This is a genomic window from Streptomyces sp. CB01881 (genome assembly GCF_002953255.1).
Classification (GTDB): Bacteria; Actinomycetota; Actinomycetes; order Streptomycetales; family Streptomycetaceae; genus Kitasatospora.
In genome coordinates, this window is sequence record NZ_CP026498.1 from 7,431,588 (window position 1) to 7,456,505 (window position 24,918).

The 24,918-nt window shown below is 73.9% G+C and carries 22 protein-coding genes; 14 read left to right on the plus strand and 8 right to left on the minus strand.

The annotated features are described in order from the left end of the window. Position 1: 1 nt before the first annotated feature. The 8 genes from nuoH (at position 2) to htpX (ending at position 9,067) form a co-directional block, all read left to right on the plus strand. On the plus strand, positions 2–955 hold the full coding sequence (gene nuoH, locus C2142_RS22390) for an NADH-quinone oxidoreductase subunit NuoH (RefSeq protein ID WP_148644948.1): 954 nt from the start codon (positions 2–4) through the stop codon (positions 953–955). Further along, the gene (locus C2142_RS22395) at positions 952–1,515 is read left to right on the plus strand and encodes an NADH-quinone oxidoreductase subunit I (RefSeq protein ID WP_148644308.1); all 564 of its coding nucleotides are present in this window, start codon (positions 952–954) and stop codon (positions 1,513–1,515) included. The genes nuoH and C2142_RS22395 overlap by 4 nt, the downstream gene beginning before the upstream one ends. Next, the gene (locus C2142_RS22400; protein WP_174315680.1) at positions 1,512–2,219 is read left to right on the plus strand and encodes an NADH-quinone oxidoreductase subunit J; all 708 of its coding nucleotides are present in this window, start codon (positions 1,512–1,514) and stop codon (positions 2,217–2,219) included. Before C2142_RS22395 ends, C2142_RS22400 begins: the two co-directional genes overlap by 4 nt. Continuing rightward, on the plus strand, positions 2,219–2,590 hold the full coding sequence (gene nuoK / locus C2142_RS22405) for an NADH-quinone oxidoreductase subunit NuoK (protein ID WP_148644309.1): 372 nt from the start codon (positions 2,219–2,221) through the stop codon (positions 2,588–2,590). The genes C2142_RS22400 and nuoK overlap by 1 nt, the downstream gene beginning before the upstream one ends. Further along, positions 2,587–4,647: an NADH-quinone oxidoreductase subunit L gene (locus C2142_RS22410; protein ID WP_148644310.1), complete on the plus strand. Its 2,061-nt coding sequence runs from the start codon at positions 2,587–2,589 to the stop codon at positions 4,645–4,647. Before nuoK ends, C2142_RS22410 begins: the two co-directional genes overlap by 4 nt. A 129-nt stretch (positions 4,648–4,776) precedes the next feature. After that, on the plus strand, positions 4,777–6,357 hold the full coding sequence (locus C2142_RS22415) for an NADH-quinone oxidoreductase subunit M (protein ID WP_148644311.1): 1,581 nt from the start codon (positions 4,777–4,779) through the stop codon (positions 6,355–6,357). A gap of 2 nt (positions 6,358–6,359) precedes the next feature. Continuing rightward, positions 6,360–8,018, plus strand: a complete 1,659-nt coding sequence (locus C2142_RS22420; protein ID WP_148644312.1) for an NADH-quinone oxidoreductase subunit N — start codon at positions 6,360–6,362, stop codon at positions 8,016–8,018. Positions 8,019–8,203: 185 nt separating this feature from the next. Continuing rightward, positions 8,204–9,067: a zinc metalloprotease HtpX gene (gene htpX, locus C2142_RS22425; RefSeq protein ID WP_148644313.1), complete on the plus strand. Its 864-nt coding sequence runs from the start codon at positions 8,204–8,206 to the stop codon at positions 9,065–9,067. Positions 9,068–9,094: 27 nt separating this feature from the next. Here the strand turns inward: htpX and C2142_RS22430 are convergent, their stop codons facing one another. Beyond that, on the minus strand, positions 9,095–10,555 hold the full coding sequence (locus tag C2142_RS22430) for a PLP-dependent aminotransferase family protein (protein ID WP_148644314.1): 1,461 nt from the start codon (positions 10,553–10,555) through the stop codon (positions 9,095–9,097). Between C2142_RS22430 and C2142_RS22435 the strand changes: the two genes are divergently transcribed. Beyond that, entirely contained in the window at positions 10,554–11,543 is a 990-nt protein-coding gene (locus C2142_RS22435) for a DMT family transporter (RefSeq protein WP_148644315.1), read from the plus strand. The genes C2142_RS22430 and C2142_RS22435 overlap by 2 nt on opposite strands. Positions 11,544–11,697: 154 nt before the next feature. Here C2142_RS22435 and C2142_RS22440 read toward each other — a convergent pair whose 3' ends face one another. Next, a complete protein-coding gene (locus C2142_RS22440; RefSeq protein ID WP_241002723.1) occupies positions 11,698–12,165 on the minus strand; it encodes a hypothetical protein in 468 nt (155 codons plus the stop codon). Positions 12,166–12,509: 344 nt separating this feature from the next. Here C2142_RS22440 and ctaD point away from each other — a divergent pair, with 344 nt between their 5' ends. From ctaD to C2142_RS22460, 4 genes are all read left to right on the plus strand, one after another. Further along, positions 12,510–14,168 carry a cytochrome c oxidase subunit I gene (ctaD, locus tag C2142_RS22445; protein WP_241003251.1) on the plus strand — a complete coding sequence of 553 codons (1,659 nt, stop codon included), beginning with the start codon at positions 12,510–12,512 and terminating at the stop codon, positions 14,166–14,168. Between the two features lie 144 nt (positions 14,169–14,312). Next, complete coding sequence (locus tag C2142_RS22450) at positions 14,313–14,822, plus strand: BlaI/MecI/CopY family transcriptional regulator (protein WP_148644316.1); 510 nt, start codon at positions 14,313–14,315, stop codon at positions 14,820–14,822. Between the two features lie 3 nt (positions 14,823–14,825). Further along, positions 14,826–15,821 (plus strand): M56 family metallopeptidase, encoded by a 996-nt coding sequence (locus C2142_RS22455; protein WP_148644317.1) that lies wholly within the window; start codon positions 14,826–14,828, stop codon positions 15,819–15,821. A gap of 238 nt (positions 15,822–16,059) precedes the next feature. Next, positions 16,060–16,461 carry a YccF domain-containing protein gene (locus C2142_RS22460; protein WP_148644952.1) on the plus strand — a complete coding sequence of 134 codons (402 nt, stop codon included), beginning with the start codon at positions 16,060–16,062 and terminating at the stop codon, positions 16,459–16,461. A gap of 49 nt (positions 16,462–16,510) precedes the next feature. On the opposite strand, the gene C2142_RS22465 is transcribed toward C2142_RS22460, so the two are convergent. Beyond that, positions 16,511–17,521 carry an NADP-dependent oxidoreductase gene (locus C2142_RS22465; RefSeq protein ID WP_148644318.1) on the minus strand — a complete coding sequence of 337 codons (1,011 nt, stop codon included), beginning with the start codon at positions 17,519–17,521 and terminating at the stop codon, positions 16,511–16,513. Between the two features lie 169 nt (positions 17,522–17,690). Between C2142_RS22465 and C2142_RS22470 the strand changes: the two genes are divergently transcribed. Next, positions 17,691–18,617, plus strand: coding sequence for a LysR family transcriptional regulator (locus tag C2142_RS22470; protein ID WP_148644319.1), 927 nt, complete (start codon positions 17,691–17,693; stop codon positions 18,615–18,617). 316 nt (positions 18,618–18,933) lie between these two features. Here the strand turns inward: C2142_RS22470 and mug are convergent, their stop codons facing one another. The 5 genes from mug to C2142_RS22495 all read right to left on the minus strand — a co-directional run bounded on the left by mug (position 18,934) and on the right by C2142_RS22495 (position 24,841). Further along, on the minus strand, positions 18,934–19,485 hold the full coding sequence (gene mug / locus C2142_RS22475; RefSeq protein WP_148644320.1) for a G/U mismatch-specific DNA glycosylase: 552 nt from the start codon (positions 19,483–19,485) through the stop codon (positions 18,934–18,936). A gap of 63 nt (positions 19,486–19,548) precedes the next feature. Then, entirely contained in the window at positions 19,549–20,544 is a 996-nt protein-coding gene (locus tag C2142_RS22480; protein ID WP_148644321.1) for a phosphatase PAP2 family protein, read from the minus strand. An 85-nt stretch (positions 20,545–20,629) separates the two neighbouring features. Continuing rightward, positions 20,630–21,748 (minus strand): aminopeptidase P family protein, encoded by a 1,119-nt coding sequence (locus C2142_RS22485; protein WP_148644322.1) that lies wholly within the window; start codon positions 21,746–21,748, stop codon positions 20,630–20,632. 73 nt (positions 21,749–21,821) lie between these two features. Continuing rightward, positions 21,822–23,174: a dipeptidase gene (locus C2142_RS22490; protein WP_148644953.1), complete on the minus strand. Its 1,353-nt coding sequence runs from the start codon at positions 23,172–23,174 to the stop codon at positions 21,822–21,824. A gap of 464 nt (positions 23,175–23,638) precedes the next feature. Then, complete coding sequence (locus C2142_RS22495) at positions 23,639–24,841, minus strand: APC family permease (protein ID WP_148644954.1); 1,203 nt, start codon at positions 24,839–24,841, stop codon at positions 23,639–23,641. Between the last annotated feature and the right edge of the window lie 77 nt (positions 24,842–24,918).

The following is a 24,918-nucleotide window of genomic DNA, read 5'->3' on the forward strand; positions in this document are numbered from 1 at the left end:
CCTGCTCGACACGTTGCTGCGCTGCGTCGCCACGCTCGTCGTCTTCCTCCTCTTCCCCCTGGTCATCGGCCAGACCGAGCACAAGGTGATGGCGCACATGCAGGGCCGGCTCGGCCCGATGTACGCCGGTGGCTTCCACGGCTGGGCGCAGCTGGTCGCCGACGGTGTGAAGTTCGCGCAGAAGGAGGACATCGTCCCGGCCGGCGCGGACCGGCGGATCTTCCAGCTGGCGCCCGCCGTCTCACTGCTGCCGTACCTGTTCGTGCTGCTCGCGATCCCGGTCGGCCCGGACGGCTTCGTCGGCCAGGCGATCGACGCCGGCCTGTTCTTCGTGCTCGCCGTGATGGGCGTCGGCGTGATCGGCAAGCTGATGGCCGGCTGGGCCTCGGCGAACAAGTTCTCGCTGCTCGGCGGTCTGCGGACGGCCGCGCAGCTGATGTCGTACGAGCTGCCGATGGTGCTCGCCGCCGCCTCGGTGGCGATGGCCGCCGGGACGCTCTCGCTGCCCGGGATCGTGGACGCCTGGCAGTGGTACTGGATCCCGTGGCAGATCATCGGCGCGTTCGTCTTCTTCACGGCCGGGCTGGCCGAGCTGCAGCGCCCGCCGTTCGACATGCCGGTGGCCGACTCCGAGATCATCTTCGGCGCGTACACCGAGTACACCGGCCTGCGCTTCGCGTTCTTCCTGCTCTCCGAGTACGCGGGCATCCTGGTGGTGTCCGGGCTGACCGCGGTGCTCTTCCTGGGCGGCTGGCACGGACCGCTGCCGGACCAGCTCGGCTGGCTCTGGACCGTCCTGAAGACCTTCGCGCTGGCCTTCGTGGTGATCTGGCTGCGGGTCACCTACCCGCGGCTGCGCGAGGACCAGCTGATGCGCTTCGCGTGGACCGTGCTGATCCCGCTCGCCCTCGTCCAGCTCGCCCTCACCGGCATCATCAAGGTGGCGATCTCATGAGTTTTCCAGGTGCCGGCCTGGCCAAGGGCCTGGCCGTGACGCTGCGGACGATGACGAGGAAGAGCATCACCGCGCAGTACCCCGACGTGCAGCCGGTGCTGCCGCCGCGTTCGCGCGGGGTCATCGCGCTGTTGGAGGAGAACTGCACGGTCTGCATGCTCTGCGCCCGTGAGTGCCCGGACTGGTGCATCTACATCGACTCCCACAAGGAGACGCTGCCGGCCGCCGACCCGAACGCCCGCGCCCGCACCCGCAACGTGCTGGACCGGTTCGCCATCGACTTCTCGCTCTGCATGTACTGCGGGATCTGCATCGAGGTGTGCCCGTTCGACGCGCTGTTCTGGTCGCCGGAGTTCGAGTACGCGGAGACGGACATCCTGGAGCTGACCCACGAGCGGGAGAAGCTCCGCGAGTGGATGTGGACCGTCCCGGCGCCGCCGGCGCTGGACCCGGCGGCCGAGGAGCCCAAGGAGATCGCCACGGCGCGCAAGGCGGCGGACAAGCTGGCGGCCGCCGCGGCCGCCGCCCTGGAGACGCCCGAGGGGGGTGAGCCGGAGTGAGTTCCGCGACCCTGCTGGCCGCGACCGGTTCCCTGGAGCCGGCCGCGCGTTCCTTCCTCTCCCCGACCGGGGTCGAGATCGTCTTCCTGCTGGTCGGCATCGTCGTGCTCGGCTCGGCCGTCGTCGCCGTGACGACGAAGCAGCTGGTGCACGCCGCGCTCTGGCTGGTGGCCGCACTCGGCGGGCTGGCGGTGGAGTTCCTGCTGCTCACCGCCGAGTTCATCGCCTGGGTGCAGGTGCTGATCTACCTGGGCTCGGTGGTCGTGCTGGTGCTGTTCGGGCTGATGCTCACCAAGGCGCCGATCGGGCGCTCGCCGGACGCCGACTCGAAGAACCGCTGGGTCGCCCTGGCGGTGGCGCTGGCCTCGGCCGGCACGCTGGTGACGCTGGTCGTGGACGCCTTCCGGACCTCCTGGATCGACCTCGGCGCGGGTGGCGGCTCGGCGGCCGTGACCGGCGCCAGCCTGTTCCGCACCTGGGTGCTGCCCTTCGAGGCGCTCTCGGTGCTGCTGCTGGCCGCGCTGGTCGGCGCGATCGTGCTGTCGCGCGGGTCCGGGCGGCGGGTGCCGACGCCCCGGGCCGGGCGGATCCGGGCCGGCAAGCCGGTCGGCTCCAACGGCACGGTCGCCGCGACGGTGCCGAAGCCGTCGGCCGCCGCCTCGCCGGACCCGGCGGCCTCGACGACCTCGCCGGAGGAGAGCTGATGCACCTCGCCTACCCCGTCGTGCTCGCCTCGCTGCTGTTCAGCGTGGGCGTCTACGGCGTGCTCGCCCGGCGCAACGTCATCCTGGTGCTGATGTCCGTCGAGCTGATGCTCAACGCCGTCAACCTCAACCTCGTCGCCTTCGACGCCTGGCTGCGGGACTCCCTGCACGCCGGCCAGGCGCTCACCCTGTTCACCATCACCATTGCCGCCGCCGAGATCGGTCTCGGGCTCGCGATCGTCCTGCTGCTGTTCCGGGCCCGGGGCACCGCGGACGTGGACAGGGTCACCGCGCTCGGTGACCCGTCCGAGTCCGTCGCCGAGGAGGCGCCGGCCGGAGCCGAGGCGCTGAAGGGCCAGGCCGCCGCATGAACCTCGCCCTGCCCGTCCTCGTCCCCGTCCTGCCCGCGCTCGGTGCGGCCGCCACCCTGGCCACCGGCAGGAAGGTGCCTGGCCTGGCCCGGCCGCTGGCGATCGTGCCGGTCGCCGTCTCGGCCGTGCTCGCCCTGGTCGTCGCGCTCCAGCTGGGCACCGGCCAGACGCTGGAGGCCGCCACCCGGCTCGCCCCGACCGGCGGCCCGGGCATCTCGCTCTCGATCTACCTGGACGGCTACAGCTCGCTGATCTCCGTGCTGGTCGGCCTGGTCGCCACCTGCGTGCAGGTCTACTCGACCGCCTACCTCAAGGACGACCCGCGCTACCCGTCCTACGCGGCGCTGGTCTCGCTGTTCACGGCGGCGATGTTCCTGGTCGTCTACTCGGGCGACCTGATCGTGCTGCTGGTCGGCTGGGAGGTCATGGGCATCTGCTCGTACTTCCTGATCGGCCACCACTGGGAGACCGCCGACGCCCGCTCGGCCTCGCTGAAGGCCTTCCTGGTCACCAAGCTCGGCGACGTGCCGTTCCTGTTCGGCATCTTCCTGCTCGGCGCCGACGCCGGCAGCTTCCGGATCACGGACGTGCTGGCGGCCGCGGCCGACGGGCGCCTCACGCACCCGACGCTGACCGCACTGCTGCTGCTCGCCGGCGTGGCCGGCAAGAGCGCGCAGTTCCCGCTGCACACCTGGCTCCCGGACGCGATGGCGGGCCCGACGCCGGTCTCCGCGTTGATCCACGCCGCCACCATGGTCGCGGCCGGCATCTACCTGGTCGCCCGGCTGCTGCCGGTCTTCCTGCTCTCCGGCGCGGCTCTGGTGGTGCTGGCGGTGATGGCCGCCGTGACGATGATCGGCTCGGCGCTCTGCGCGCTCGCCCAGGACGACCTGAAACGGGTCCTCGCCTACTCGACCGTCGGCCAGCTCGGCTACATGGCCGGCGCGCTGGCCAGCGGCGACCGCGAGGCCTCGGTCTTCCACCTGGTCAGCCATGGTGCGTTCAAGGCGCTGCTGTTCCTCGCGGCCGGTGTGGTGATCCACGCCGCCCACACCAACTCGATCTCCGCGATGTCCCGGATGCCCGGGCTGCGGGGGCGCGTCCCGGACGCCTACTGGACGATGGGCATCGCGCTCGTCGCCCTGGTCGGGCTGCCGCCGTTCTCGGGCTTCTTCAGCAAGGAGGCGGTGCTGACCGCCGCCGAGCACGCGGCCCACGGCGAGGCGCTGACCAACGGCGTCGGCCCGGCCTCGGCCGTCCCGCAGGCGGCCGGCTGGATCGTGCTGATCTCGGCCGGGCTGACCGCACTGCTCACGGCGGCATACGCGGCCCGGCTGTTCCTGGTCGCGTTCCACAGCCCTGCCGTGGCCCCGGCCGCGGTTGCCGCCCCGGCCGCCGGCGCCGCCGCCGTCGCGGAGCCGCTGGACCACGAGGCCGACGCGCCGTACTCGCCCGAGGTGGACGAGGCCGACCCGGCCACCGCCGAGCCGCCCGCGATGCGCTGGCCGCTCTGGGTGCTGGCGATCCCGACCATGGGCTTCGGCGTCGCGAGCCTGCGCACGGACTGGCTGCCCGCACTGCTGGACGGCGGCTCGCTGCGGCCCTCGGCCGTGACCGCCGTGACCGGCACCGGCCTCGCCCTGATCGGCGCACTGCTGGCCTACGGCGCCTGGCGCTCCGCCACCGCGCGGCTCGCCGCCGGCCGGCCCGCCCCCGCGTCGGAGGGCCGGGTCCCCGAGCAGGCCGGAGCCCCGGCCGCCGAGGTGATCGTCGCCGACCCCGGGCGCACCCTGCTCGGCCCGCTGTTCGGCCCGGCTCGGCACGGCTTCGGCGTCGACCGGCTCTACAGCGCGCTGTTCGTCCGCCCGGTGGCCGCCGCCGCGCAACTGGTGCGCTTCCTCGACCGCGAGGTCGTGGAGACGTACGTGCGCGGCAGCGGGGTCGGCGCCAACCTGCTCGGCCGGGCCGTCCGGCTCGCGCAGACCGGCAACGCGCAGACCTACCTCAGCGCGCTGCTGGCCGGCGTCGTCCTGCTGGCCGTCCTGGTGGCGGTGTAGCCGGATGCCGCACCCCGTTCCCCCGACCCAGCCGGTGACCCGGGCCGTGTCCCGGGCAGTGGCCCCACCGGTGACCCGGCCGGTGACCCTGACCGCGACCGAGCCGACCGCAGTCCGTAGGAGCCCCCGATGAACGCAGTCCTCATCGCCCTCCTGGTGCTGCCGCTGGCCGGCGCCGCCCTGACCCTGGCGCCGGTGTTCGGCACCGACCCGGCCGCCGCCGACCGGCGCGCGCTGAGGCTGAACAGCGTCGTCACCGGCGTCGTGCTCCTGCTGACCGTCGCCCTGGCGGCCGGCTTCGACCATGACGAGCCCGGCCGGATGCAGGCCACCACGAACGTGTCCTGGATCCCGGCCATCGGCGTGCGCTTCCACCTCGGCGTGGACGGGATCTCGCTCCCGCTGATCGTGCTGACCGCGCTGCTCACCTTCCTCTGCGCGCTGTACTCGGAGAAGCGGCTGCCGGCCGGGGAGGCCCGGGGCGGAGCCGGGGACGGGAACCGCCCGTCGGCCCGGGCGTTCACCGGGCTGTTCCTCCTCCTCGAAGTCGGCATGCTCGCCACCTTCGCGGTGCTGGACCTCCTGCTCTTCTTCCTGGCCTTCGAGATCGTGCTGATCCCGATGTACTTCCTGATCGCCCGATGGGGCAGCGGGGCGAAGGTGCCGGCCGCCAACCGGTTCATCCTGTACACGCTGCTCGGCTCGGCCGTGATGCTGCTCGGCTTCCTGCTGGTGGGCGGCAAGACCGGCACCTTCGACATGCAGGCCCTGGCCGCCGCGCACGGCAACGGCCTGAGCCACGGCACCCAGGTGATCGCCGCCCTGGCGATCATGGTCGGGCTCGCGGTCAAGGCCCCCGCCTGGCCGCTGCACAGCTGGCTCCCGGACGCGCACACCGCGGCCCCGACGGTCGGCTCCGTGCTGCTCGCCGGCGTGCTGCTGAAGATGGGCACGTACGGTCTGGTCCGCGTCCTCCTCCCGGTCGTCCCCGACGGCACCGCGACGCTCGCCCCCTACCTGGGGGCGTTCGCCGCCGTCGGCATCGTCTACGGCTCGCTGGCCTGTCTCGCTCTGGCCCGGCCGGGGGCGAAGGGCGACCTCAAGCGCCTGATCGCCTACTCGTCCGTCGGCCACATGGGCTTCGTCCTGCTGGGCATCGCCTCCCTCACCCAGGTGGGCGTGAACGGCGCGCTGTTCGCCAACATCGCGCACGGTCTGATCACCGGCCTGCTGTTCTTCGTCGTGGGCGCGCTCAAGGACCGTTACGGCACGGCGGACCTCGACACCCTCGCGGGCACCACCGGCGCCGCCCTCTACGGACGGGCACCGCGGATCGGCGCGCTGCTCGCCTTCGCCGCCGTCGCCAGCCTCGGGCTGCCGGGGCTGGCCGGATTCTGGGGCGAGCTGCTCGCGATGTTCGGCGCGTTCGATCCGGCCGCCGGCCTCTCGCGCCCCGCGTTCGTCACCTACATGGTCCTGGCCGGCCTCGGCACCCTCCTCACCGCCGCGTACCTGCTGATCGTGGTCAAGCGCGTCTGCATGGGCGACCCGAAGCAGCCCGCCCTGGTGGAAGGGCCGGCCGACCTGCGCCCGTACGAGGCCGTCAGCTGGACGCCGCTGGCCGCCCTCACCCTGCTCGCCGGCCTCTGGCCCGCGCTCCTGCTCGGTCTCTCCGACCCCGCCGTCAAGCACCTCCTCGGGGGTGGCTGATCATGACCGGCACCACGCTCGGCGCCCAGCTCCTCAGCACGCGGCCCGGCACCGGCACCCTGCTCGGCGCCGCGACCGGCACCGCACTCGGACCTCACTCCACGGGGCAGCCCACTGTGACCTCCCTCGCCGTAGCCAACCCGGGCAGCCTGATCCAGTCCGTGGACTGGGTGGCGATCGCGCCCCCGCTGATCGCCGCCCTGACCGCCCTCGCCGTGCTGGTCGCCGACCTCTTCCTGCCCGCGCGCCACAAGAAGCTGCTCGGCGGCCTCACCGCGGCCGGACTCGCCCTCGCGCTCATCGCACTCCTCCCGCTCACCGGGGGATCACCCCGGGCGACCTTCTGTGCGCAGAACGTAACAGGGGCCACCGACAACGCGGGCTGCTCGTACGTCGCCGACCACTTCGCCCTGGTCTTCCAACTGCTCGCGCTCGGCGGCGCGCTGATCGCCGCGCTGCTCTCGGCGCACACCGTGGACGAGGAGCGGCTCCCGGGCGGCGAGTACTGGTTCCTGCTGCTCTCCAGCGCCACCGGCGCCGCCCTGCTGCCCGCCTCCCGCGACCTCGCCACCCTGGTGATCGCCCTGGAGGTGGCCTCGCTGCCGGCCTTCGCGCTCGTCGCGCTGCGCCGGGACGGCCGCGGGGCCGAGGCCGCGCTGAAGTTCTTCCTCACCTCCGTCACCGCGACCGCCGTCATGCTGCTCGGCGTCGGCTTCGTCTACGCCGCGAGCGGCAGCCTGCACCTGGGCGCCGTCGCCGGCGGACTGGAGCACGCCCCCGCGCAGCTGAAGCCGCTGGCCGAGGCCGGCGCGGTGCTGACCATGGTCGGCTTCGCCTTCAAGGTCGCCGCCGTCCCGTTCCACTTCTGGGTGCCCGACACCTACACCGGCGCCCCGCTGCCGGTGGCCGGCTACCTGTCGGTGGTCGGGAAGGCGGCGGGCCTGTCCGGCCTGGCGCTGGTCACCACGATCGCCTTCCGCCCGTACGCGCACACCTGGGGCCTGGTACTCGCGGTGCTGGCCGCGGTCACCATGACGGCCGGCAACGTCGGCGCGCTGCGGCAGCGGTTCGACACCCGGTACAGCGCGGTGCGGCTGCTCGCCTGGTCCTCCGTCGGCCAGGCCGGCTACCTGCTGGTGCCGCTCGCCGCCGCCGGGTACGCGCCGACCGGCACCGACCCGCTCGGCGCCACCGCCGCGTACGCGCTGATCTACGGCGTGGTGAACCTCGGCGCGTTCGGCGTGGTCGCGGCGGTCGGCCGCCGGGCCGGGACCAGCGTGGACGACTTCCGCGGCCTGTTCGCCCGGCGTCGCTGGACCGCCCTGGCGCTGGCCTTCTTCCTGCTCTGCCTGGCCGGGCTGCCGCCCGGCGTGATCGGCCTGTTCGGCAAGGTGGTGGTGTTCCGCGCCGCCGTCGACTCCGGACTGGGCTGGCTGGCCGTCGTCATGGCCGTCAACGTGGTCGTCGCGCTGTACTACTACCTGCTCTGGACGGCGCGGCTCTTCGCCCCGGCGGGGGCGGAGGGGACGGCCAGCGCGGTGACCGAGCGCAGGCTGCCCGCCTCGCTCGCCGCCACCCTGGGCCTCACCGCCTCGGCCGCCGTGGTGCTCTCGGTGGCCCCGCAGCTGGTCCTCCAGGTGGTGGGCGGCACTCTCTTCTGAGACCGGCCGGGCCCCGGCGGGCCGGGTGCGGGCGGGCACGCGGCCGCACCCGACCCGGGCCGGGCGGGGGCGCCGCGCGGGTGTCACGGTGCTCACAAGGGAACAAGGCCGACGGCCCCGCCCGTTGTCGGGGCAGAGGGACGAGGCAGCGAGGGCTTCCCCACCGCACCATTGGAGGGCCTGCCGTGCACCGTCGGCACAACGGACTGAGGACCGCCGCACTGCTCGGCGGCCTCTCGGCGCTGATCCTGGTGATCGGCAGTTTCTTCGGCCGCACCGGGTTCGTGGTGGCCCTGGTGGTCGCCCTCGGGACCAACGCCTACGCGTACTGGAACAGCGACAAGCTGGCCCTGCGCGCCATGCGGGCCAGGCCGGTCAGCGAGATCGAGGCGCCGCGGCTGTACCGGATCGTCCGGGAGCTCTCCACGTCCGCCCGCCAGCCGATGCCCCGCCTCTACATCTCGCCCACCCCGGCCCCGAACGCCTTCGCCACCGGCCGCAACCCGCGCAACGCGGCGGTCTGCTGCACCGACGGCATCCTGCAACTGCTGGACGAGCGGGAGCTGCGGGGTGTGCTCGGGCACGAGCTGAGCCACGTCTACAACCGCGACATCCTGATCTCCTCGGTCGCCGGGGCGCTCGCCTCGGTGGTGATGTTCCTGGTGAACTTCGCCTGGCTGATCCCGTTCGGCCGCAGCGAGGACGACGACGGGCCGGGGCTGTTCGGGATGCTCGCGATCATGATCCTCGGGCCGCTGGCCGCCTCGCTGATCCAGCTGGCCGTCAGCCGCTCCCGCGAGTACGAGGCCGACGCCGACGGCGCCCGGATCACCGGCGACCCGCTCGCCCTGGCGAGCGCCCTGCGCAAGCTGGACGCCGGGACGCGGCAGCTGCCGCTGCCGCCGGAGCCGCAGCTCCAGACGGCCAGCCACATGATGATCGCCAGCCCGTTCCGGCCGGGCGAGGCGGGGGCGAAGCTGTTCTCGACCCACCCGCCGATGGCGGAGCGGATCGCCCGCCTGGAGCGGATGGCCGGCTACCGCGTCTGAGGCCCGGCCGGCCAGCCCGCCCCGGGGTCAGCCGGTCAGCTCCTCGTACGCCCGCCGCAGCCGGTGGACGCCCTCGGCGGCGTGCGCGGCGCTGTCCACGGCGGCGTAGCTCAGCCGGAGGTTCGCGGCCGGCGGCTCGGCGGCGTAGTAGGGCTGGCCGGCGGTGACCAGCACGCCGGCGCGCAGGGCGGCGGCGGTGAGCACCCGGTCGTCGGTGCCGTCGGGCAGCCGCAGCCAGAGGTGGTAGCCGCCGGGCCGGTGCGGTCCGAGCAGGCCGGGGAGCTCGCGGCGCAGCGCGGCCACGGTGGCGATGCGGCGGTCCCGGAGTTCGGCGCCGAGGGTGCGCAGGTGACGGGCCCAGCCCGGGTCGGCGACCAGCTCCAGGGCGGCCTCCTGGAGCGGCCGGGGGACGAAGAAGCTGTCGACCACCTGGGTGGCCCGCAGCCGTTGCAGCGCCGGGCCGCGCGCGGTGAGCGCGCCGACCCGCAGGTTGGGCGAGGTGGCCTTGGTCAGCGAGCGCAGGTGCACCACCACCCCGTCCGGGTCGTCGGCGGCGAGCGGGCGGGGCAGCGCGGGGGAGTCGGCGTGCACCAGGCGGCGGGCGAAGTCGTCCTCGACGACGAAGGCGCCGGCGGTCCGGGCGATCCGCAGCACCTCGGTGCGGCGCTCGGGGGAGAGCACCGCGCCGGTCGGGTTCTGGAACACCGGCTGGCAGACGAAGAGCCGGGCCCGGGTGGCGTCGAAGGCCGCGGCCAGCAGGTCGGTGCGGACGCCGTCCTGGTCCACCGGGACCGGGACGACCCGCAGCCCGGCCGCGCGGGCGACCGCGAGGATGCCGGGGTAGGTCGGCGACTCCACCAGGACGGGGGCGCCCGGCGCGGCCAGGGAGCGCAGGGCGATGGTGAGCGCGCTCTGGCCGCCCGCGGTGACCAGGACGTCGCCCGCGCCGAGCGGCCCGCCGTTGCCACCGATGTCGCGGGCGAACCAGCCGCGCAGTTCGGTCAGGCCGTCCACCGGAGGCCGGTCCCAGGCGCCGGGGCGCCGTCCGGCCCGGGCGAGGGCGGCGGCCAGCAGCCGCTCGGGCAGCAGTGAGGCGTGCGGGTAGCCGCCGTTGAGGTCGACCACGTCGGGCGGCGGCACGTTCAGGGTGGCGAGCAGTGGTCCGGCGCCGACGTCGCGCTGGCCGGCGTCGGCGCTCAGCGCGACCTCCTGCCAGGAGAGGTCGCCGGGCCGGGCCGGGGGCGGTGCGGCGGCCGGCGCGGCGGAGGTGTCCGCGAAGGCGGCGGCGCGGAAGACCCCGGCGCCCGGCCGGGAGACCACCAGGCCTTCGGCCGCCAGGACGGCGATCGCGCGGGAGACCGTCACCGGACTCACCTGGTGACGCTCCACCAACGCCCGGCTCGGCGGCAGCTTCCGTCCCTCTGGATAGCGCTCTACCTCACGGCGCAGTCTTTCGGCGAGATCGGCCACACTGCTACGCTCGTTCATGACGGATCAAGATAGCGCTATCCAGTCCACGGCGGTAGCACCGCAGCCGACCACGGCCCCCGGGGCCGCCGGTTCCGCCGGTGTCCCCGGCACCGCCCTGGCCCCCGGTGCCTCCGGCACCGCCCTGGCCCCCGGTGCCTCCGGCACCGCCCTGGCCGCGCTCGGTGTCCTCTCCTTCTCGGTCAGCTTCCCCGCCACCGCCTGGGCCCTGACCGGCTTCGGCCCGTGGACGGCGACCGGGCTGCGCGGTGCGGTGGCCGGGGTGATCGCCGCGGTCTGCCTGGCGGCCGCCCGTGTCCCGCTGCCCGCGCGGCGGCACTGGCCCGGCCTGCTGGTGGTCGCGGCGGGCTGCGTGCTCGGGTTCCCGCTGCTCACCACGCTGGCGTTGCGGACCTCCTCGACGGCGCACTCCGCGGTCGTGATCGGCGTGCTGCCGCTGGCCACCGCCGCGTTCTCGGCGCTGCGCACCGGCCGCCGCCCGTCCCGCACCTTCTGGGGTGCGGCGCTCGCCGGGGCGGTGGCGGTACTGGCCTTCACCCTGCTGCAGAGCCACGGGCGGCCGACCGTCGCCGACCTCTACCTGTTCGCGGCGCTGCTGGTCTGCGCGGCCGGGTACGCGGAGGGCGGGCGGATCTCGCGGGAGCTGCCGGGGTGGCAGGTGATCGCCTGGGCGGTGGTCGCGGCGCTTCCGGTCACCGTGTTCACCGTCGCGCTGGCGCTGCCGGCCGAGCCGGTCCACCTGGGCGCGAAGGCGCTGGCCGGTCTGGCGTACACGGCGGTGGTCTCGCAGTTCGGCGGGTTCGTGCTCTGGTACCGGGGGATGGCGGCGATCGGGGTGCCGCGGGCGAGCCAGCTCCAGTTGGCGCAGCCGTTGCTGACGCTGGTCTGGTCGGTGCTGCTGCTGGGGGAGGACCTGCCGGCGGCCGCGCCGGTCACGGCGGTGGCGGTGCTGGTCTGCATCGTGGTGACCCAGCGCGCGCGTGACTGAGCCGGCCGGCGGACCGGCGGTCGGCTGCCGCTCGTGGTGCGCAACGGCTCGTGCCCGCCCCCGGGTCGGGGTGCGGGCACGAGCGCGGCGGCCGGCCGGTGCGGACGGCGATCCGGCGCGGGAGGTCATCCGGTGGTGCCGGGGCCGTGGGCGGCTACCCGGTGGTGTCGGGGCGGTAGACGCAGAGCGCCCAGATGATGAGCACGTCCGCCGCGATCACCATGATCGACCAGAACGGGTAGTACGGCAGGTCGAGGAGGTTCTCCAGGGCGCTCAGCGCGGTGACGGCGATACCGGCCCAGCGGGCCCAGGAGGCCCCCTTGAGGAGGAAGGCGCCGACCAGCGCGACGATCGCGCCGATGACCACGTGGGTCCAGCCCCACCCGGTGAGGTCGAAGCGGAAGACGTAGCGCGGCGTGCTGAGGAAGACGTCGTCGTCGGCGATCGCCATGATGCCGCGGAGGACCTCGAAGCATCCGTTGATCAGCATCAGGACACCGGCGAAGATCACCAGACCCGGGGCCCAGTCGCTGAACTGGTTGACCGAGGACGGCGGAGGTGGCGCGCCGGTGCCGGAACGCCAGGGCGGGGGCTGATCGGGAGAGGGCGACGCGGTGCTCATGGACTCCTCCTAGGCCGCACGCCGGGCGAGCGGGGCGACCGCACCCGGGGATGCGACCGCACCGGAAGCCGAACGGGCGTACGGAAAGGCGTACGGAACTCGACCGTCCGCCCAAACCGCGGGGCGGGCAATCCGGCCGCACCTGTTCGGGTGACAGGCCCCGCGCGGCCGCCGGGGAGCGCGGCCGGTGCCTGGTAGTGGTGGGGCGACCACTGTCCGGGCCGGGGGCCGTCCGCCTCGGCGGGGCGCGCCGCCGCCCGGCCCGAACACGGAAGGCGCGCTGCGTGACTCTTCTGCCGAAGGACGTCGTGGAGCAGTCCCCGCACCCGTCGCGCACGCCCCGGCTGGCCCGCTGGCGTGCGGCCGGCCGTCGTCGGCGGGGCCGGGCCCTGGTCGGCTGGCTCACCACCACCGACCACAAGCGGATCGGCACCCTCTACATCACCACCGCGTTCCTGTTCTTCCTGGTCGGCGGCCTGATGGCGATGGTCATGCGGGCCGAGCTGGCCCGGCCGGGGCTGCAACTGGTCAGCAACGAGGTGTTCAACCAGCTCTTCACCATGCACGGCACGATCATGCTGCTGATGTTCGCGACCCCGCTGTTCGCCGGCTTCGCCAACTGGATCATGCCGCTGCAGATCGGCGCGCCCGACGTGGCCTTCCCCCGGCTCAACGCGCTCGCCTACTGGCTTTACCTGTTCGGCTCGCTGATCGCCGTGTACGGCTTCCTCACCCCCGACGGCGCGGCCGACTTCGGCTGGTTCGCCTACGCGCCGCTGAACAGCGCCGAGCGGAGTCCCGGCCTCGGCGCCGACCTGTGGATCATGGGCCTGGCCTTCTCCGGCTTCGGTACCATCCTCGGCTCGGTCAACTTCATCACCACGATCATCTGCTTCCGCGCGCCCGGGATGACGCTGTTCCGGATGCCGATCTTCGTCTGGAACATCCTGCTCACCGCGGTGCTGGTGCTGTTCGCGTTCCCGGTGCTGGCGGCGGCGTTGCTCTGCCTGGAGTCGGACCGCAAGTTCGGCTCGCACGTCTTCGACGCGGCCAACGGCGGTGCGATGCTCTGGCAGCACCTGTTCTGGTTCTTCGGGCACCCCGAGGTGTACATCATCGCGCTGCCGTTCTTCGGCATCGTCACCGAGATCATCCCGGTGTTCAGCCGGAAACCGGTCTTCGGCTACTCCGGCCTGATCGCCGCGACGGTCGCCATCACCGGTCTGTCGATCACGGTCTGGGCGCACCACATGTTCGTCACCGGGCAGGTGCTGCTGCCGTTCTTCTCGATCATGACGATGCTGATCGCGGTGCCGACCGGGGTGAAGTTCTTCAACTGGATCGGCACCATGTGGCAGGGCTCGCTGAGCTTCGAGACGCCGATGCTCTGGACGGTCGGCTTCCTGGTCACCTTCCTGTTCGGCGGGCTGACGGGCGTGCTGCTGGCCGCGCCGCCGATCGACTTCCACGTCTCCGACTCGTACTTCGTCGTCGCACACTTCCACTACGTGGTGTTCGGGACGGTGGTGTTCGCGATGTTCGCCGGATTCCACTTCTGGTGGCCCAAGTTCACCGGGCGGATGCTCGACGAGCGCCTCGGGCGGATCCACTTCTGGACGCTGTTCACCGGCTTCCACGCCACCTTCCTGGTGCAGCACTGGCTCGGCGCCGAGGGGATGCCGCGCCGGTACGCCGACTACCTGGCCTCGGACGGGTTCACCACGCTCAACACCGTCTCCACCATCGGCTCCTTCCTGCTGGGGATCTCCACGCTGCCGTTCCTCTACAACGTCTGGCGCACCGCCCGGTACGGAGAGAAGGTGACGGAGGACGACCCGTGGGGGTACGGCCGTTCGCTGGAGTGGGCCACCTCCTGCCCGCCGCCGCGGCACAACTTCGTCACCCTGCCGCGGATCCGGTCCGAATCCCCCGCCTTCGACCTGCACCACCCCGGGATCGCCGAGCTGGACCGGCGGCAGAACGCGCGTGAGCCGCTGGGCTGAGCGGGGGCTTCTGCCGCGGGCCGCACCGGGGCCCAGCCGGGGGCCCGCACCGGGGCCGTGCCAGGCCCGCGCGTCGGGCCGCTCGTTAGGATGAGGGCGCGCCCCGCCGGCTGCGGGACGCGGCATCCGGAGGGAGTGGCCGTCATGGCAGAGGAGAGGCACGCCCCGGCGGCCGGGGATCCGCGGGCCCGGCGGCGCGGCCAGGGCGAGCTGGAGGCGCAGGTGCTGGCCGTGCTCCAGCGGGCGCCCGGCCCGGCCACCGCGGGGTGGGTGCAGGAACGCCTGGACGGCGGCCTGGCGTACACCACGGTGATGACCATCCTGTCCCGGCTGCACGCCAAGAAGGCCGTCTCGCGGTCCCGTTCGGGCCGCTCCTACCTGTGGCGGGCGTCCTCCGACGCGGCCGGGCTGGCCGCGCTGCGGATGCGCCGGATGCTCGACGGCGAGCCGGACCGGGACGCGGTGCTGGCCAGCTTCGTCACCGCGCTGCTGCCGCACGACGAGGAGCTGCTGCGGACGCTGCTGGACAGTGCGGCGCTGGACGGCCCCCTGGGCGGTGCCCTGGACGGCACTTCGGGCGGCGGTTCCCTGGACGGCGCGCCCGCGGTGGCCGCCACGCCCGCCGATCCGGCAGCGGCCGACCGTGAGAGCTGAGCCGTGGGCGTCTTCGTCTTCCTCCCGCTCGTCCTGCCGCTGACCGCGGTACCGATCGCCCGCCTCGCCGAGCAGCACCTGCACCCGCGCGGCGCGGCCAGGCTGCTGACCGTGATCGGCGCGGTGATGGCGGTGTGCAGCGCGGTCTGCCTGGGCCTGATCGGCGTGGTGGGCACCGCCCAGATCCCGGGCAACCCGCTGCCGGACAGCTGGTCCGACCCCGAGGTGCGGGCGGCGCTGCCGTACGACGAGACGGTCGGGACGGCGGCGATCTGCCTGCTGGCGGTGGTCGCCCTGGCCCTCCTGCGGACCGTCGTCCGCCACCTGCGGATCCGGGCCCGGGCCCGGCGGGCACTCGGCCGGGAGCTGCCCGCCACCGACCTCCCCGTCGCGGGTCTCCCCGGCTCGGGCCTGTCCGGCTCCGCCCCGTCCGACGTCGCCCTGCTCCCCGACCCCGCCCCGTACGCCTACGCGCTGCCCGGGTCGGCCCGGCTGCCCGGGCGCGTCGTCGTCTCCACCGGCATGCTGGCCGGCCTGCCCGAGGACGAACGTGCCGCCCTGCTCGCCCACGAGCGGGCCCATCTCGCGCACCGGCACCACCGCTATCTGCTGACCACCCAACTCGCGGGCTGCGTCAACCCGTTCCTGCGCCCGTTGCAGCACGCGGTGGCCTACAGTGCCGAGCGCTGGGCCGACGAGGAGTCCGCCCAGGCCGTCGGCGACCGGCGGGTCACCGCCCGCGCCGTCGCCCGCGCCGCCCTCGCCTCCCACCGGGCGCCGGGCCCCGGGTTCGCCGCCTTCGCGGCGCCCGGCCCCGTCCCCCGCCGTGTCGCCGCCCTGCTCGGCCCGGTCCCGGCCGCCCGGAGCTGGCCCCCGGCGCACACCCCGGCGGGCCTGGCCGCCATGGTCGCCGCCGTCGGCACCGCGGCGTCGGCGCTCTGCGCGCTCAATGCGGCGGTGGCGCTGCTGCTGGTGCTGAAGGCGGTCACCCCGCTGTAGCGCGGGTCCCCGGCGATCCTCTTCGTGGACACCGAGTGGACACCGAGGAGAGGCTCCGCCTCAATGCGGTGCGGCACCCGGCCGCCCGCATCCTCGCGGTCCGACGCCGTCCCGTCGTACCCCCCGCAGCCCGCGATCCCACCGGCGGGCCGCGGTCCCGTGCCGCCGCGTAGACACGCCCGCCGACGGGGATGATCGGTCATAGGTGCCGACCGCGCACCATGAGAGGGTGCCCATCATGAAGGTGATCGGCTTCGTCCTGAACGTTCTCTGGCTGATTTTCTGCGGCATCTGGATGGCGATCGGCTATGCGATCGCGGGCATCATCTGCTGCATTCTGATCATCACCATTCCTTTTGGCATCGCCTCGTTCCGCATCGCCGGCTTCGTCATCTGGCCGTTCGGGCGGACGACGGTGGAGAACCCGGATGCCGGGGCGCCCTCGTGCGTGGGGAATGTGATCTGGCTGGTGTTCGCCGGCTGGTGGCTGGCGCTGATGCACCTGCTGACCAGCATCCCGCTGTTCATCTCGATCATCGGGATCCCGTTCGGGTGGGCCAACCTGAAGATGATTCCGATCTCGCTGATGCCGCTCGGGCGTGAGGTCGTCTCGACGGACGAGAAGTTCGGCGGGCGCTGAGGGCCGCGAGGGCGGCGGGCGCCGACGGGGCGCCGGGGGCGCTGGGCCGTCAGGGGGCGTCGGTGAGCTGGACGATCATCTTGCCGGTGTTGGCGCCACCGAGCACGCCGAGGAAGGCGTCCACCACGTTCTCGAAGCCGCGGACGACGGTCTCGTCGGGGACGACGGCGCCCGAGCGCAGGTGCGGGACGAGGAAGTCGTAGAGCTCGGGGCGGGCGTCCAGGTGGTTGCGGACCAGGAAACCCTCCATGCGCAGGCTCTTGCCGACCACGTCGTACAGGTTGCGCGGCGCGGCGGGCGGGTCCTGGAGGTGGTCGTACTGGGCGACGGCGCCGCACCAGGCGATCCGGCCGTGGTCGCGCAGGGCGGTGATCGCGCCTTCGAGGTGGTCGCCGCCGACGTTGTCGAAGTAGACGTCGAGGCCGCCGGGCGCGGCCTCGCGGAGCCGGTCGGCGATCGGGCCGTCGTGGTAGTCGAAGGCGGCGTCGAAGCCGAGGTCCTCGGTGAGGTGCTTCACCTTGGCGGCGGAGCCGGCGCTGCCGACGATCCGGCCGGCGCCGAGCAGCCGGGCTATCCGGCCCGCGGCGGTGCCGACGCCGCCGGCGGCCGCCGAGATGAAGACCGTCTCGCCGGGCTGGAGACGGGCGACCCTGGTCAGGCCGACCCAGGCGGAGAGGCCGGTGCCGCCGAGGATGCCCAGGTGGGCGCTGAGCGGGACGCCGGCGAAGTCGGGCACGATCCAGGCCTCGGCGGCGTCGACCACCGAGTGGGTGCGCCAGGCCCGGCGGTGGTGGACGAGCGAGCCGACCGGTAGCGCCGGGGAGCGGGACTCGACGACGCGGCCGAGCGTCCGGCCCTCCAGCGGGGCGTTGAGCTCCCAGCCGCCCTCGTCCATCTCCTCGCGCATGTACGGGTCGACGGACTGGTAGATGTTCTCGACCAGCGCCTGACCCTCGGCGGGCGCCGGGACGGTCTCCTCGACGAAGGCGAAGTCGGCGGCGGTGGCGCGGCCGGACGGGCGGGAGACCTGGTGGACGGCGAGGGCGGTGGGGCGGGACATGGGCGGGCTCCAGTGTGCGGTGTGACCGTGCGGCGTGCGGTGTGACCTGCGGAGTGCGGGCCGGGACGTGATCACCGTAGGGAGGGCGGGGGAGGGTCGGGCAGGGGTCCGCGTCGATGGAACGGCCGGTTCCATGAGCAGGATCGATGGACGCCGGTAGATTCGGCCCATGAACCACGTGCCGGGCCACGCCCCCGACCTCGCCCCGCAGGAGCTGCGCATCCTGGTCGCCGTCGAGGAGGAGGGCAGCTTCACGGCGGCCGCGGCACGCCTCGGCACGACCCAGTCCGCCGTCTCGCACGCCGTGCGCGCCTGCGAACGGAAGCTCGGCGCGGTGCTCTTCGACCGCGGCCGCAACGGCGCGCGCCCCACGGACGCCGGCGCGCGGGCCGTCGCCTACGCCCGGCGGATCCTGCGGCTGCTGGAGGCGATGGGCCCGGAGGTGCGGGGCGCCGGCGCCGGGGACGCGGCGGGAGAGGTGGCCGGGCCGCTGCGGATCGCCGCCTTCCGCAGCGTGGCCGCCCACCTGCTGCCGCCCGTCCTCGCCCGGCTCGCCGCCCGCCACCCCGGGCTGACCCCGCAGGTCCGGATCGTCCGCGAGATCGGCCGGGGAACGGCCGGCGAGGTCGCCGACGGCCGCGCGGACCTCGGGCTCGCCACCCTGAACACCGACGGTCCGCCGCCCGTCCCCGGGCTGGTCGCGGTGCGCCTCTTCGAGGAGGAGTACGCGCTCGCGCACCCGGTCGGCCACCCGGCACCGCGCGGGCTCCCCCTGGTCGACTGGGACGAGAACTGCGGCTCCTACACCCGCAGTTGGTGGGACAGGCAGGACTGGATCCCGCCCGCGACCATCAACGTCGAGGACGACACGGTCGCGGTGTCGCTCGTCTCGCAGGGGCTGGGGATGGCGATCATGCCCCGGAGTGCCCTGCTGGGAGCCCCGCCCGGCCTGGCCGTCACCGGCCTCGGCCCGCAGCCACCCCGCCGCTCCGTCGGCTACGTGACCACGCCGGAGCTGGCGGGGACGGCGCCGGTGCGGGCGTTGATCCGTGAACTTCGGGCGCTGGCCCTGCCGGAGGGGCTGGCGGCGGCCTGAGCGGAGCGGAGGGGCGGGGCCCCGGGCGCGCGGCGGCCCGCCGTCACCGTGCGGCCGCCGTGACCGGCCGGTGCCGCAGGGCCCAGGCCGCGGCGGGGCGGCACAGACGGCTGCGACCAGCAGACAGCCGCCCGTCACCAGGCCCACCGGCCGCCACGGCGGCGTCCACGGCGCCGGCACCCCGAGCAGGGCCAACCCGGCGCGCATGGCGCCCAGTTGGACGGCGGCCACCGCACAGCCCAGGAGTACGCCCCTGCGCGCCTGAGCCCCGGCACCCCGGCACCCCGGCGCCCCGGCGTCACCGGCCGGCGCGGAGCTACTCCACCGCCTCCCGCAACCGCCCGAACTCCTCCGCCAGCCCGTCCAGCGTGTAGTGCGCGTTGAGACCGCTCGGGTTGGGCAGCACCCAGACCTCGGTCTCCCCGATGCCCTCCTCCTGCCGCCCCACGGCCGCCGTCCGCCGCCCGAAGGCCGTCCGGTACGCGCCGATGCCCAGCACGGCCAGGACGCGCGGGCGCAGCCGCAGGACCCGCCCGGTGAGCGCGGCGCCGCCCTCGCGCAGTTCGCCGGCGGTGAGTTCGTCCGCCTTGGCCGTGGCGCGCGGGGCGACGTTGGTGATGCCGAGGCCCAGGCCGAGCAGCTCGTCCTGCTCGTCCGGGCGGAGCAGGCGCGGGGTGAAGCCGGAGCGGTGCAGGGCGGGCCAGAAGCGGTTTCCGGGCCGGGCGAAGTGGTGGCCGGTGGCGCCGGACCAGAGCCCGGGGTTGATCCCGCAGAAGAGCACCCGCAGCCCGGGGGCGGCGACGTCGGGGATGGTGGTGTCGCGGGCGGCGAGCAGCTGTTCGGCGGTGGGCTTCAGCGGAGTGGGCACCGTCCCAGTCTGGCCCACGGCCCGCCGGCGCTACGGACGCCCCTGCAGTCCGGCCCGCCGGCGCTACGGACGCCCCTGCAGGCCGGCCCGCGGCTGCGCCCGCAGCCACCGCGCGCCGAAGACCACGGCGGCCGCGTACGCCCAGCCCGCGAAGATGTCGACGATGAAGTGCTCCGCGCCGTACACCAGGGTGAACGCCATCGCGAGCGGGTACGCGACGAGCAGGGCCCGCACCCACCGGGTGGACATCGGCCAGAAGAAGAAGAGCAGCATCGCCGGGTAGGCGGAGTGCAGCGAGGGCATCGCGGCGACGTCGTTGGCGAACCGGCTGCCGTTCTCGAAGATCGACCCGGCCCGCTGGAGCCCGCTCTCGGTGAGGACGTCCGACACCACCCGGGTGAGCGCCGGCATGTGGCCCTCCTGGGAGGTGAGCCACGGCGGGTCGGCGGGGAAGAGCAGGTACGTCGCGAAGCCGGCGAAGGTCAGCACGAGGTAGCAGGTGAGCAGCTGCCGGAACCGGTCGTGGCGGCGCCGCCAGAGCACGGTCAGCACCACGAAGACCAGGAAGAAGTGCGACATGTAGACGGTGACCGCCGCGTAGTCGTACCAGTGCGGCGAACCGGGGGTGTAGAGCCCGTGCTGGAGGCGGACCGTCCAGGTCTCACCGAGGCCGAGCAGCTCGTCGGCGCGCAGCTGCGGCCGCCAGTGCGGGGCCCACGGGGTGTGCGCGCCGTAGCCCCGCAGCAGCGAGTAGGCCCAGACGGCGGCCATCACCGGGACCCAGTCGCGCAGCACCAGCAGGAAGCCGCGCCGCCCGTGGCCGCTGTGCACGGCGGCGGCCAGCAGGGCGCCGATCAGCCAGCAGAACACCACGTCGTTGGAGTACGGCAGTCCGTAGGCCCGCAGGTACCAGACCAGCGCGAGGAGGTAGAGCGGCCACGCCAGCAGCCTGAGCCGGGCCGGCACGCCGGCGCGCGCACCGGTCAGCGGCCGGGACACCGGACGCAGCCGCCCGGCGCTCGGGGGCGGGGTCGGCGCCGGGCGGAGCAGTTTGGTCATGCCGGTCGAAGCTAGCAAGGCATTCTTGGAGGACTCTTTGTGCGCGCCGTCCGGCCGTTCAGAAAAGACTCAGGGACGGCGGGCGTCAGGAGACGATGCCCAGCTCGTGCGGCGTGTTGTTGAAGCGCCGCCCGCCCTGCCCGGTCACCGTCACGATGTCCTCGATCCGCACCCCGAACCGGCCGGGCAGGTAGACGCCGGGCTCGATCGAGAAGCACATGCCGGGGACGAGCGGCTGCTCCTCGCCCTCGACCAGGTACGGCGGTTCGTGCGTGGTGATGCCGATGCCGTGGCCGGTGCGGTGGATGAAGTACTCGCCGTAGCCGGCGTCGGTGATCACGCGGCGGGCGATGCGGTCGATCTCCTGGCAGGTCACCCCGGGCCGGACGGCCTCGAACGCGGTCTGCTGCGCCCGCCGGACGATGTCGTGCACCTTCTGCACCTCGTCCGGGACGTCCGCGCCGACGTGCACGGTGCGGGTGGTGTCGGAGCCGTAGCCGTCCTTGAGGCCGCCGAAGTCGAGCACCACGGTGTCGCCGGGCCGGATGACCCGGTCGCCGGCCTCGTGGTGCGGGTTGGCGCCGTTGGGGCCGGAGCCGACCACGGTGAAGTCGACCTGGCTGTGCCCGTACTGGATGAGCAGTGCGCTGAGGTCGGCCGCCACGTCGGTCTCCCGTCGGCCGGCGAACCCGACCTCCAGGATGCCCCGGTAGGCGGCGTCGGCCGCGCCGCCGGCCGCGGCCAGGCGCTCCAGCTCGTCGGTGCCCTTGACCGCCCGCAGCATCGGCAGCGCCTCGGTGAGCGAGGTCCAGTCGGTGCCGGGCAGGGCGGCCTGGAGGCCCAGCAGGTGCATCGCCCAGGCGTTGTCGGAGATGCCGTACCGGCCGGCGGGGTCGAGCAGCGGGGCGGTGGTGGCGTACGGGTCCTCGCCGTCGGTCCAGTCGAGCAGGTCCAGGGCGGGGGCGCCGGCCGCCTTCTCGGCGTCCGGGCGCTCCAGCTTGGGGACGACCAGGGCGGGTGCGCGGCCGGCGGAGAGGACGAGGGCGGTCAGCCGCTCGGTGATCGCGGTGGGCTGGTAGCCGCAGAGGTAGACCAGGTCGGGGCCGGGGGCGACGACCAGGCCGGTGAGCCCGGCGGCGGAGGCGTCGGCGGTGGCCCGGGCGAGCCGGGCGGTGTAGTCGTCGGTGGTGAACGGTCGTGGCACGGGGATCTCCCGCCTTCCTGTGTCGACGGCGCTCGGTCGGAGGGGTGCGGGTGCACCCGGTTATGACGCCCTGTCACGTCCTCGTGGGGTTGGCGTAGTGCCGGAGGAAGAGCGCCTCGACGTTGGCCATGTGCTCGATCTCGCCCGGGTCGACGCTCTCGTTGGGCGCGTGGATGAGGCAGCGCGGCTCCTCGACGCCCATCAGGATGATCTCCGCCTCGGGGAAGGTCCGGGCGAAGACGTTGCAGAGCGGGATCGAGCCGCCCTGTCCGAGGAAGGACATCGGCCTGCCGTAGACCTCCTGCATGGCCCTGTCGAGCGCGGCGTACGCCGGCCCGCCGGTGGCGGCCCGGAACGGGGAGCCGGTGCTCTCCGGTTCGACGCCGACCCGCGCGCCCCACGGCACGGCCGCCTCCAGGTGCGCGGTGAGCGCGTTCTGCGCGGCCTGCGGGTCGGTGCCCGGCGGCACCCGCAGGCTCACCCGGGCGCGGGCGGTGGCGGGGATGGCGGCGGCCGAGCCGACCACCGGCGGGCAGTCGATGCCGAGCACGGTGACGGCGGGGCGGGCCCAGAGCCGGTCGGCGACGGTGCCGGAGCCGGTGAGCCGGACGCCGTCGAGCACGCCCGCGTCGGTGCGGAACTGCTCCTCGTCGTAGCCGACGCCGCTCCAGCCGCCCTCGCAGTCGAGTCCGTCGATCCGGGTGCCGCCGTCGGCGTCGCGCAGCGAGTCGAGGGCGCGGATCAGGGCCGCCAGCGCGTCCGGGGCCGGGCCGCCGAACATGCCGGAGTGCATGTCGCCGTGCAGCGTGGACACGGTGACGACGAGGTTGGCGAGGCCGCGCAGCGAGGTGGTGGCGGTGGGCACGCCGACGGCCGCGTTGCCGGTGTCGCAGATCAGCAGGGCGTCGGCGTGGAGTTCGCCGGCGTGCGGGGGCACGTACGCCTCCAGGCCGCCGGTGCCCTGCTCCTCCGAGCCCTCGGCGACGAACTTGATGCCGACCGGGACGTCGTCACCGAGCGCCCGCAGCGCGGTGAGGTGCATGACGATGTTGCCCTTGCAGTCGGCGGTGCCGCGCCCGTACCAGCGGCCGTCGCGTTCGGTGAGCTCGAACGGCGGGGACGTCCAGGCGGAGTCGTCGAGGGGTGGCTGGACGTCGTAGTGGCAGTAGAGCAGGACGGTCGGCGCGCCGGGCGGGGGCGGGCGGTGGCCGATCACGGCGTGGCTGCCGTCCGGGGTCTCCTCCAGGTGGACGTCGCGCAGGCCGGCCTCGCCGAAGGCGGCGGCGACCCACTCGGCGGCCTCGCGGCACTTCTCCGGCGGGTACTGGCGGGGGTCGGCGACGGACGGGATGGCGACCAGCTCGGCCAGGTCGGCCTTGGCCCGGGGCATCAGGCCGGCGATCCGGCGGGCGATTTCGTCGGTCATGGGGCGGCTCCTGGTCGGAGGGGCGGCGCTGGGTCGGTTGCGGACGGTGTTGCCGAGCTTGAGGTCGTCGATCTTCTCCTTGATGTCGGCGAGCTTCTCCGGGCAGTAGACGGAGAGCACGATCGCCTCGGCGAACACCACCTCGCGGTCGGAGAGCACCGGCCGCTGGCCGGGGCCGCCGGCGCCGTTGGACATGCCGTACTTCCACTGCGCCTGGGTCAGCGCGTTGGAGGGGTTCTCGCAGACGGCGCCGCCGTCCTCGCCCAGGGTGTGCACGATCTGGCTCTGGCTGGGCACCGGGTAGCCGGCCGCCCGCAGCGCGTCGGAGAGCTGGGCGGCCTTCCGGTTGGCCTCGTTGGTCGAGTGCAGCCGGCTGTACGTCAGCAGGCCGGTGACCAGCATCGCGACCAGCAGCACGATGGCTCCGATGTAGATCCAGCGGTGGCGCGAGGCCATCAGGCTGGTCACGCCGCACCGCCTTCGGTGCCCCGCTCCTCGGCCTCCTGCGCCGCCAGTTCGGCCTGCGCCTCCGGGGAGCGCCACTCGGGCTTGCGCAGCCGCAGGAACAGGTAGGGGATCAGCAGGCCGAGGACCACCAGGCCGCCGCCGACGATCGCGACGTACGCCCAGACGCTGCCGCCGCCGAACTGCGAGGACGGCACGAAGCCGATCGCCATCGCGGCCGCCGAGGCCAGGAAGCCGGTCACGCAGACCGTTACCAGCGCCGGGGCCCGGTAGCCGCGCGGGTGGTCGGGCTGGGTGCGGCGCAGCCGGATCGCCGCGACGAACATCAGCAGGTAGACGATCAGGTAGACCTGCGTGGTGATCACCGAGAAGATCCAGTACGCGCTGGAGGCGTTCGGGATCAGCGCGTACGCCAGGGCGATGACCGTGGTGACCACGCCCTGGGTGACCAGCAGGTTCTGCTGGACGCCCTCCTTGTTGAGCCGCTGCAGGAACGGCGGGAGGTGGCCCTCCTGGCGGGAGATCATCAGCAGGCCCTTGGACGGCCCGGCCAGCCAGGTCAGCATCCCGCCCAGGGAGGCGGAGACCAGCGCCACCGCGATCACCGGGGTGAGCCAGCCGATGTGGAAGTACTGGAAGAAGGCGTCGAAGGCCTGCATCACGCCGGCCGTCAGGCTCAGCTCGGAGGACGGCACCACCCAGCTGATGGCGAGCGCCGGCAGGATGAAGATCAGCAGCACCATCGTGGAGGCCGTGAACATCGAGCGCGGGAACTCCTTGGCGGGGTTGCGCAGCGAGGAGACCCAGACGCCGCTCCAGTACAGCACCATGATCACCACGGCGGTGTACGGGACGTTGCTGGCGAGACTCGGGTTGACCACGTAGGCGATGGTGGGGGCCACGTACGCGAGCAGGGACGGGTAGTAGAAGATCGTCATCGCGAACTGGCACCAGACGGCGAGGAAGCCGAGCGGCTTCGACAGGCCCTCCGACACCCAGCGGTAGACCCCGCCCTCCCAGCCGGACGCCAGCTCGGCGGAGACCAGCGCGGTCGGCAGCAGGAAGACGATCGCCGGGACGAGGTAGAGGAAGACGCAGGCCAGGCCGTAGACGGCCATGGTCGGGGCGGCCCGGAGGCTGGCCACCGAACTGGTCGTCATCAGCGCCAGGGTCAGCCAGGACATCCGGGGCGCGCCGGCCATCCGGGTGGCCACCGCCCCGCCCGTCGGGTCGGCCGATCCGGAGCCGCCCGGGCTGCCCCGGCCGGACGCGGGCAGAT